The following is a 7,111-nucleotide window of genomic DNA, read 5'->3' as shown; positions in this document are numbered from 1 at the left end:
ATGCTCTTCGATTTCCACAGAAAGACTCCCCGTAAATTCGGTATGATCAAGTCCTGATTATACTGGATTTCCACAGGAAACTACGAAGAGCCATGTTTATTAACCACCTGAATAATGGGCTCCTGAATCGTCAGTGTGGCTGCAAATCATTGTTTGAACCGGAAGGCTGTGTTGGTTTTCGAGGTGAGAATGTGATCCCGCCACTGACCATTAATGAACAGGTAGTCTTTGGCAAACCCTTCCCGTTCGAACCCGAGCTTGTCCAGTATGCGACCGCTGGCAAGGTTCCATGGCTGGTAGTTGGCCATCACCCTGTGTAGACGCAATCGGGTGAACGCATGGGTGACCACAGCGTCGACAGCTTCGGTCATTAAGCCCTGTCCGGTGTGCTGGCTTGCTACTTTGTAGCCCAGGTGGGCACCCTGAAACACCCCGCGAACCAGGTTGCTGAGGCTGACATCCAGTATCAGATCGCCATCGAGCAAGCCGTAGAACCGATAAGAGCGGTCGTTCTTCCACAGGGTGGTTTCCGCTTTCAGGCGTTGCCGGCAGATTCGGAGTGACTCTGGCAAAGTGCCGCCTGCTTGGGCAAAATGGGTCATGTTTTGTTGGTGGTATTCGAGCAGGACGGAGGCCTTGATGACTTCCGGGCTGACCAGAACCAGTCGCTCTGTAGTCAGCATGGCGCAGTCCTGCGGGTTGACGCAGTATGGGATTCGGGTATCACGGTGGCATGGAACGTCACGACGGCACTCATTCTTTTGTTAACTTGGCCCGGGGTTGTTTTTTGCCTGTCTGGCATCCCGGACTGAACGTTAGCGATCATTCATTGCCCAGGAAAGCGAGTCAAGAGCCAATGTGGAATACACCCGATTTATGTGATGACAACCCAAACGATGTTCTCGTTCTGGAGCCCCTGTTTCAGAACTTTGGTGGCAAGCCGGCGTTTTTTGGCGAGGTGGTGACGGTTAAGTGCTATGAAGACAATTCCCGTGTGAAGGAATTGGCCGGTACCGATGGCGATGGCAAAGTCATGGTGGTCGATGGCGGTGCATCGCTGTCGAAAGCCCTGATTGGCGACCAAATCGCGCTGGATGCCGTTAACCATGGCTGGCAAGGCGTGGTCATCAATGGCTGCGCGCGGGACATCCACGAACTGCAGCGCATGCCCATTGGCGTAAGAGCGCTGGCTAGCATTCCGGTTAAGACCGAGAAAAAAGGCCTCGGTGATGTGGACGTGCCGGTCACCTTTGCCGGCCAGACCATTGAACCGGGTATGTACCTTTATGCCGATGAAACCGGCATCGTCGTCAGCAAAAGGCAGCTGTTCGGATGATTGTCTGGCATCTGGAGATGCGGTCGCCCGAGGCGGTGACGGGTAAGCGGCTGGACCATCCCGATGCGGTGCTGGTCGAAGCGGAGATTCGTCAGGCCGCGTTTAACCGGTTTTTGTACCAGCTGGTGGGCGAAGACTGGGACTGGAATGAAAAGAACCGTTGGTCGCTGGAACAATGGCAAGCCCAGGTCGAGCGCCCGGAAGTCCGCACCTGGGTGTTGTATGTGAAGGGCAGCCCGGCCGGTTATGTGGAGATGGTGCGTCAGCCACTCATTGATGGCGAGGGACACCAGATTGAAATTGAGAACTTCGGGCTGGCGCGGCCGTTTATCGGCCAGGGCCTGGGCAGCGGTTTTCTAACCGAGGCGTTGCACCTGGCCTGGGCGTTCGCTGATGAGCAGGGCAACCTGCCCAAACGCATCTGGCTGCATACCTGTTCGGGGGATCACCCCAATGCGCGCGCCAATTATGAAGCGCGCGGGTTTCAGTTGTTTAAGACGGTTGATGAAGGTTAGAGGTTAAATTTCGAAGTTTGAGTTGGCTGTGTGGTATTGGCCCGCGTCAGCTGCCGGGTGAACCCCTGTGGGGTCGGCGTAAATCCGTCCATGGAGCCTAGGCCGCAGCATCCCTGCTGCGGACTACCCCACAGGGGCTCACCCGGCAGCCGCCGCTTGTATTCGCAGCGAACTCCGAAGCCTGAGTGAATAGTATGTATTACTGGCTGCAGAGAAATCACTAAGATTAACTAAACAGGCTTCAGGATTTAATGCCGCGTTCCCGCCGAGCCATCTGTTGCTGCAACCAGAGTCCGGCGATGATCAGACCCAGCCCACCAAACGTCATCAGTTGCAGCGGTTCGCCGAGCACGAAGTGGATCAGGAACAGACTGATGAAAGGCGACAGGAAAATCAGTGTGCCGATGCGGCTGGCGTTGTTGGTGTAATGCATCGCCAGTTGCCAGAACACGAAGGTAATGCCCATTTCGAATACACCGACGTAAGCCAGGGCCGCCCAGGGTTGCCAGCTGTTCAGGCTGGGCCAGCCATCGGTGGCCAGCATCCAGATCAGCAGCAAGGGCAGGGCGTAGGTGAAGTTCTGGAACAGGCCGACGATCGGTGGGCGCGGGTCACGGGCGTTCAGCAGCCAGTAGCCGGCCCAGAGTATGGTTGAGAACAGCGCCAGAAAGAGGCCAAAGCCGTCGAGCGTGCCTGAGATGTTTTTACCCGCCAGCGAAATGAACACCACGCCGGAATAACCAAGCAACATGCCGATCAAATCCCAGCGGGTCAGTTTGTGGCCGAGAAAGGGTACCGAGAGCAGCCCGAGAGTGATGGCCCAGGTGTAGTTGACTGGCTGGGCTACCTGGGCGGGCAGACGGTCGTAGGCTTCAAACAGAACCGCGTAATACAACACCGGGTTAACCAGCCCCAGTCGAAAAGCAGAGCCGCGATCAGACCAGAACCGCTGTAAGGCCTGACGCAATTCGCCCCGAACGCGCAGCGTCGCCGCCAGGGCGGCCACAGAAAACACCGAGGCGCCAAACATCAATTGGCTGACGGTGACAAAATCCAGCGCCACTTTGAAGGCTGTGGCCACGGTTGACCACAACAGCACGGCAGCGAGCGCATAGCAAAGAGCCCGGGATTCTGATGACATCAAACGCTCGCCGACAACCAAAATGAGCGGGCAAGGCTAGCGACTGGGGACGGGGGAGTAAAGCCCTCGTCTAAAATTGCAGCTCGACATACCAGCCGCCAGAGAGGCTGTCGAACTCGGTGACATCGTCGCGCAGTTTCCAGGTAAGCATCCAGCCGAGGTTGAGCCCTTCGTTGTTGGTTTTCAGGTTGATGCTAGCTTGGAAGTAGTCGTCCGCTTCGTACGCGCGTGGCGTGCAGCCAGCACAATCCGGGTCGAGGTTTGCCACTGAATAGGGTTGGGCATCCACGTAATGCAGCATGTTCTCGACCGTGACAGACCGGTTATCGAACAACCGGTAGCCGATGCCAACACCGCGAATATCGTAGCGGTCCCCAGTGTTGTAGACCTTGCCGCGCGAATCCGCGATACCGGCCCGTTCATCGCCCCAGAAGGCTGAAACACCAATGCGGTTGTCGACCCAGAGCCCCACGCCCCAGCGACGTGCGCTGAGTGCCAGGTCGTCCTGGCTGGCGCTGTCGTTGCCGTCCCAGACATAAAACAGGGTGACGTCGAGGTTATCCATCGGGCCTGGCTCCGCTGGCTTGGCCCGGGTGAGCTCGCCCTGGGTACCAACCGGTTTCGGCGCATCGGTTGATGGGCTGGCCGCTTCAGCCGCCGGGGCAACCCGAATAAAGTAAAAGGAGCCGTTCATCGTCAGCGTCAGGTCGGACTGGTCGTAATCGAATGTCTGGCTGCCCTCAAACCCGTCGGCTTCCAGCGCCAGGTCTGCTCTGCTCAGGCCTTCGCGTTGTAGCAGGCGGTTGAGCAGTGCATCGGCGGCTTCTGCTTCAATTTGCTCGCGGCACGCTTCACCGCGGCGACTGGCCCGGCAATCCGCCTGGTAACGACCCTCAATGGACTCCAGGCCACCCAAACGAAGCGGGTCGTTGACGGGGCTCTGTGGTGCGGGTGGCTCGGTCGTGATCGACTGTCGTTCAAGCCAAAGGGTCTCTACCTGGCATTCAAAGCGACCATCGTCAGTGGTGCCAAGCCGTTCATCGGTTCGGCTGACCAGTTCCAGGCGCACCTCGTCGCTGGTGCCCAGTTTTGATCGGGCGTCATCTTCTGCCCGCTCAAAAGCGAGGTTGCAGGCGCCGGACTGGGTGTCAGCAAACGCGATGGTGCTGACACTGACCGGCTCGGCCCGGGTTTCACTCCAGGCCCAGGGGGCAATAGCCAGCATGAAAACGAAAGCGATGGCGCGCATGGTGATGTCTCCTTGTCGTCCGGTCTTGCTCAACGTTGCGACAGCGTTAGCGTGTCACAGAGATAGAAAGGGCCGGGTGCTGCGTCAATGTCTCTATTATCCGGCAGGGCAACCTGAGGCGCGAGTGCAACTGGTCATCTTTTTGATGTTTTGCGTCTTGCGTTCACTTTGAGTTCATTCGCATGCTCACAGGTCCGGATTTCCAAACCGGGCGGTCTGGCTGTTAAATTGTCGACGTTCAATACATACAGGATCTCAGCATGGCCGACATGATCGTTGCATTATCCGATTTACCCGTGATTCCGCCCATGGCTGAAGGGTATGAACTGGCTCCGGCCCGGGCCTGGGACCGGGAGGTAATTGTTGACTGGGTCCGGGACCATTTCGGGACGCTCTGGTCGAGCGAGGTTGCTAACGGTCTGAGTCATCAGCCAAGCAGAGTGTTGATTGCCCGGCGCGGCAGCGAGATTCTTGGGTTTGCCTGTTTCGATGTCACCTTCCCCGGCTTTTTCGGGCCCACAGGCGTGGCAGAGTCGGCCCGTGGTCTGGGGTTGGGTAAGGCGCTGCTGCTTGATGCACTGCACCGTTTGCGAGCCCGGGGCTATGTGTATGGGTTTATTGGCGACCCGGGGCCGGTTGAGTTCTATCAACGGGCGGTTGGCGCCGTGTCGTTGCCGGAGTCACTGACCAGCGGTTACAGCGTCCCGCTCCAGGGCCAGTAGCCAGGCCTTTCTGTCCAGACCGCCGGCATAACCGGTTAACTGACCGCTTTTCCCGATGACGCGATGGCAGGGCACCACAATGGAGATCGGGTTGGCGCCGTTGGCAGCGCCGACTGCACGCACCGCGCTCGGGCGCTGAATCAGTTGCGCCTGTTCGGCGTAGTAACGCGTCTCACCGTAGGGGATCTGCACCAATGCCTGCCAGCAGCGTTGCTGAAATGCCGTACCTGCCGGCACCAACGGCAACTCGAATGTCTGGCGCTGGCCGGCAAAGTACTCGCGCAGCTGAGTTTCAGCCTGAAGCGTTACCGCGTTCTCTGCCAGCGTCGATGGCCCGTCGTCGTCGACAAAATCGATGCGGGTGATGGCGGTGTCGTTGGCGAGAATGCGCACGGTGCCAATCGGGGTTGTCAGTACGCTCTGGTACACCGGGTTCATAGCAGACTCCACATATAAAAGGTTAGATAACTTTGCCAGGGGGAGGCATCAGCGGGTTGCCATGCTTTGCCCGATGCTCCGTTCGCCTGACCCAGGGCTTTTTTCACACCCAGATCGGAGCCAAGCCAGACATCGCTGTCACCCAGCCCGCGCATGCGCGCGTAATGGATCGTCCAGGGGCCGATGCCGCTGAGTGCGAGCCAGTGCTCCGGATCGGCCGCCCAGTCCGGCCGGGTGTTGAACAGCCGGGCGAGGTCGATCAGGGTCTGGCGTCGGCGGCCCGGTATTTTCAGTGAATCCAGGCGGCTCGCTGCAAGGGTCGCCGGGGTGGGAAACAAGCGAACCGCGTCATCCGAACCGGGTAAGGTGCCCCCGTATTCTGCCACCAGTTGGCGGACCAGATTGCGCGCTGCCACCACACTGATTTGTTGACCGAGAATGGCACGAATGCCGGCTTCGAACGCATCCCAGGTTCCTGGCAGGCGCAAGCCCGGACGCTCGATTCCCACCTGTGCCTGAATCGGCGCCAGGTGTGCATCGATGATGCTGCTGTCGGCATCGAGATCCAGCAAACGACGAATGGTGCGTACCACCGGCAGCGGCGCCGATGGCTGATTGAACTCAAGGGCGACTTCAAAGCCACAGCGTTCGGGCCGGTGCCAGGCGGTAAAACGGCCCGATGCGCCGCTGGCCAGGCGAAAGGTTCGGCCATAAAAGTCGTCGCCACACCATTCCAGAGTGTCGATTAACCGGGTCTGCAGGAAGTCGCGCAATGCCGCCCAGTCGTAAGGCGGGCGGTAGCTTAAAAACAGTCGTATACCGGGTTCAGGAGCCGGTTTGACACCCGGGCGTCGTAACGAGCGCGGCGTCATTCGAAGCACTCTGGCAAAACAATCGTTGAAGCGACGCACGCTGTTAAAGCCAGACGCCAATGCCACCTCGGTGATCGGCAGGTTCGTTTGTTGCAGCAGGCTTTTGGCGAACAGCACCTGCTGGTAGAGGCCATATTGTTTGGGGCTGGTGCCGACGGAGCGCTGAAACAACTGACCGAGATACCGGCTGGTAATCCCCAACCGGTCGGCAAGGCTGGTCACGCTGCCGGTTAACAGGGCGCCGTCATCAATTAACCGCAAGGCCCGCTCCAGGGTGGTATCGGTGCCTTTCCAGGCACAGGAAGCCGGGGCGCTGTCGGGCCGGCAGCGCAGGCAGGGCCGAAAGCCAGCGTTGGCCGCTGCAATGGCCGTCTCGAAATAGCGGACATTTTGTTCTTTAGGGGCCGGCGCCGGGCAGATAGGCCGACAGTAAATACCGGTGGTTTTAACCGCCACGAAAAAGCGCCCGTCGAAGCGATGGTCGCGGGCGAGTCGGGCTTGTTGGTATCGGCGGTCGGTCACAGGAGTTTCCTCATCTCATGACCCCTAGTGTAACCCGGGAGCCATAATAAACTGGCCGGAAACGGAACTGAATGTGATCAATACCAAATTGGGTTAACACAGCGGTTTCTTGGTTAACTGAGTTAGAAATTCGCCAAACATAACCACAGACATGACGAAGGACTGCCGGGTATCCCTATCCGGGGTAGTCCGCAACATGGATGTTGCGGTCTAGGCTCCATGGATGGATTCACGCCGACCCCGGATAGGGATACCCGGCAGTCCGCTTTGCACCGTAAGGGGTGGGAATCATGGAACAGTATTTGTCTGGCGAATA

Annotated in this window: 8 protein-coding genes; 3 read left to right on the top strand and 5 right to left on the bottom strand. The window is 58.6% G+C overall.

What is annotated here, in order from left to right:
* Positions 1 to 146: 146 nt before the first annotated feature.
* Positions 147 to 683 carry a GNAT family N-acetyltransferase gene (locus G565_RS0111030; protein ID WP_028670978.1) on the bottom strand — a complete coding sequence of 179 codons (537 nt, stop codon included), beginning with the start codon at positions 681 to 683 and terminating at the stop codon, positions 147 to 149.
* A 173-nt stretch (positions 684 to 856) separates the two neighbouring features.
* Between G565_RS0111030 and rraA the strand changes: the two genes are divergently transcribed.
* Together rraA and G565_RS0111020 are read left to right on the top strand one after the other, a co-directional pair.
* Complete coding sequence (gene rraA / locus G565_RS0111025; RefSeq protein ID WP_037338821.1) at positions 857 to 1,336, top strand: ribonuclease E activity regulator RraA; 480 nt, start codon at positions 857 to 859, stop codon at positions 1,334 to 1,336.
* A complete protein-coding gene (locus tag G565_RS0111020) occupies positions 1,333 to 1,851 on the top strand; it encodes a GNAT family N-acetyltransferase (RefSeq protein WP_028670976.1) in 519 nt (172 codons plus the stop codon). Before rraA ends, G565_RS0111020 begins: the two co-directional genes overlap by 4 nt.
* A 241-nt stretch (positions 1,852 to 2,092) precedes the next feature.
* On the opposite strand, the gene G565_RS0111015 is transcribed toward G565_RS0111020, so the two are convergent.
* Positions 2,093 to 2,992, bottom strand: a complete 900-nt coding sequence (locus G565_RS0111015) for a DMT family transporter (RefSeq protein ID WP_211227162.1) — start codon at positions 2,990 to 2,992, stop codon at positions 2,093 to 2,095.
* 70 nt (positions 2,993 to 3,062) lie between these two features.
* Entirely contained in the window at positions 3,063 to 4,241 is a 1,179-nt protein-coding gene (locus G565_RS0111010) for a hypothetical protein (protein ID WP_028670974.1), read from the bottom strand.
* Positions 4,242 to 4,501: 260 nt separating this feature from the next.
* On the opposite strand from G565_RS0111010, the gene G565_RS0111005 reads away from it, so the two are divergent.
* On the top strand, positions 4,502 to 4,963 hold the full coding sequence (locus G565_RS0111005; RefSeq protein ID WP_028670973.1) for a GNAT family N-acetyltransferase: 462 nt from the start codon (positions 4,502 to 4,504) through the stop codon (positions 4,961 to 4,963).
* On the opposite strand, the gene G565_RS0111000 is transcribed toward G565_RS0111005, so the two are convergent.
* Both G565_RS0111000 and G565_RS0110995 read right to left on the bottom strand, forming a co-directional pair.
* Positions 4,922 to 5,401, bottom strand: coding sequence for a methylated-DNA--[protein]-cysteine S-methyltransferase (locus tag G565_RS0111000; protein WP_028670972.1), 480 nt, complete (start codon positions 5,399 to 5,401; stop codon positions 4,922 to 4,924). The genes G565_RS0111005 and G565_RS0111000 overlap by 42 nt on opposite strands.
* Positions 5,398 to 6,795 carry an AlkA N-terminal domain-containing protein gene (locus G565_RS0110995; protein ID WP_028670971.1) on the bottom strand — a complete coding sequence of 466 codons (1,398 nt, stop codon included), beginning with the start codon at positions 6,793 to 6,795 and terminating at the stop codon, positions 5,398 to 5,400. The genes G565_RS0111000 and G565_RS0110995 overlap by 4 nt, the downstream gene beginning before the upstream one ends.
* Positions 6,796 to 7,111 lie beyond the last annotated feature (316 nt).

This window comes from Saccharospirillum impatiens DSM 12546, from assembly GCF_000423605.1.
In the GTDB taxonomy this organism is placed as follows: domain Bacteria; phylum Pseudomonadota; class Gammaproteobacteria; order Pseudomonadales; family Natronospirillaceae; genus Saccharospirillum; species Saccharospirillum impatiens.
Note: the sequence above shows the minus strand (reverse complement) of the source record. Positions and strands in the feature narration are given on the sequence as shown.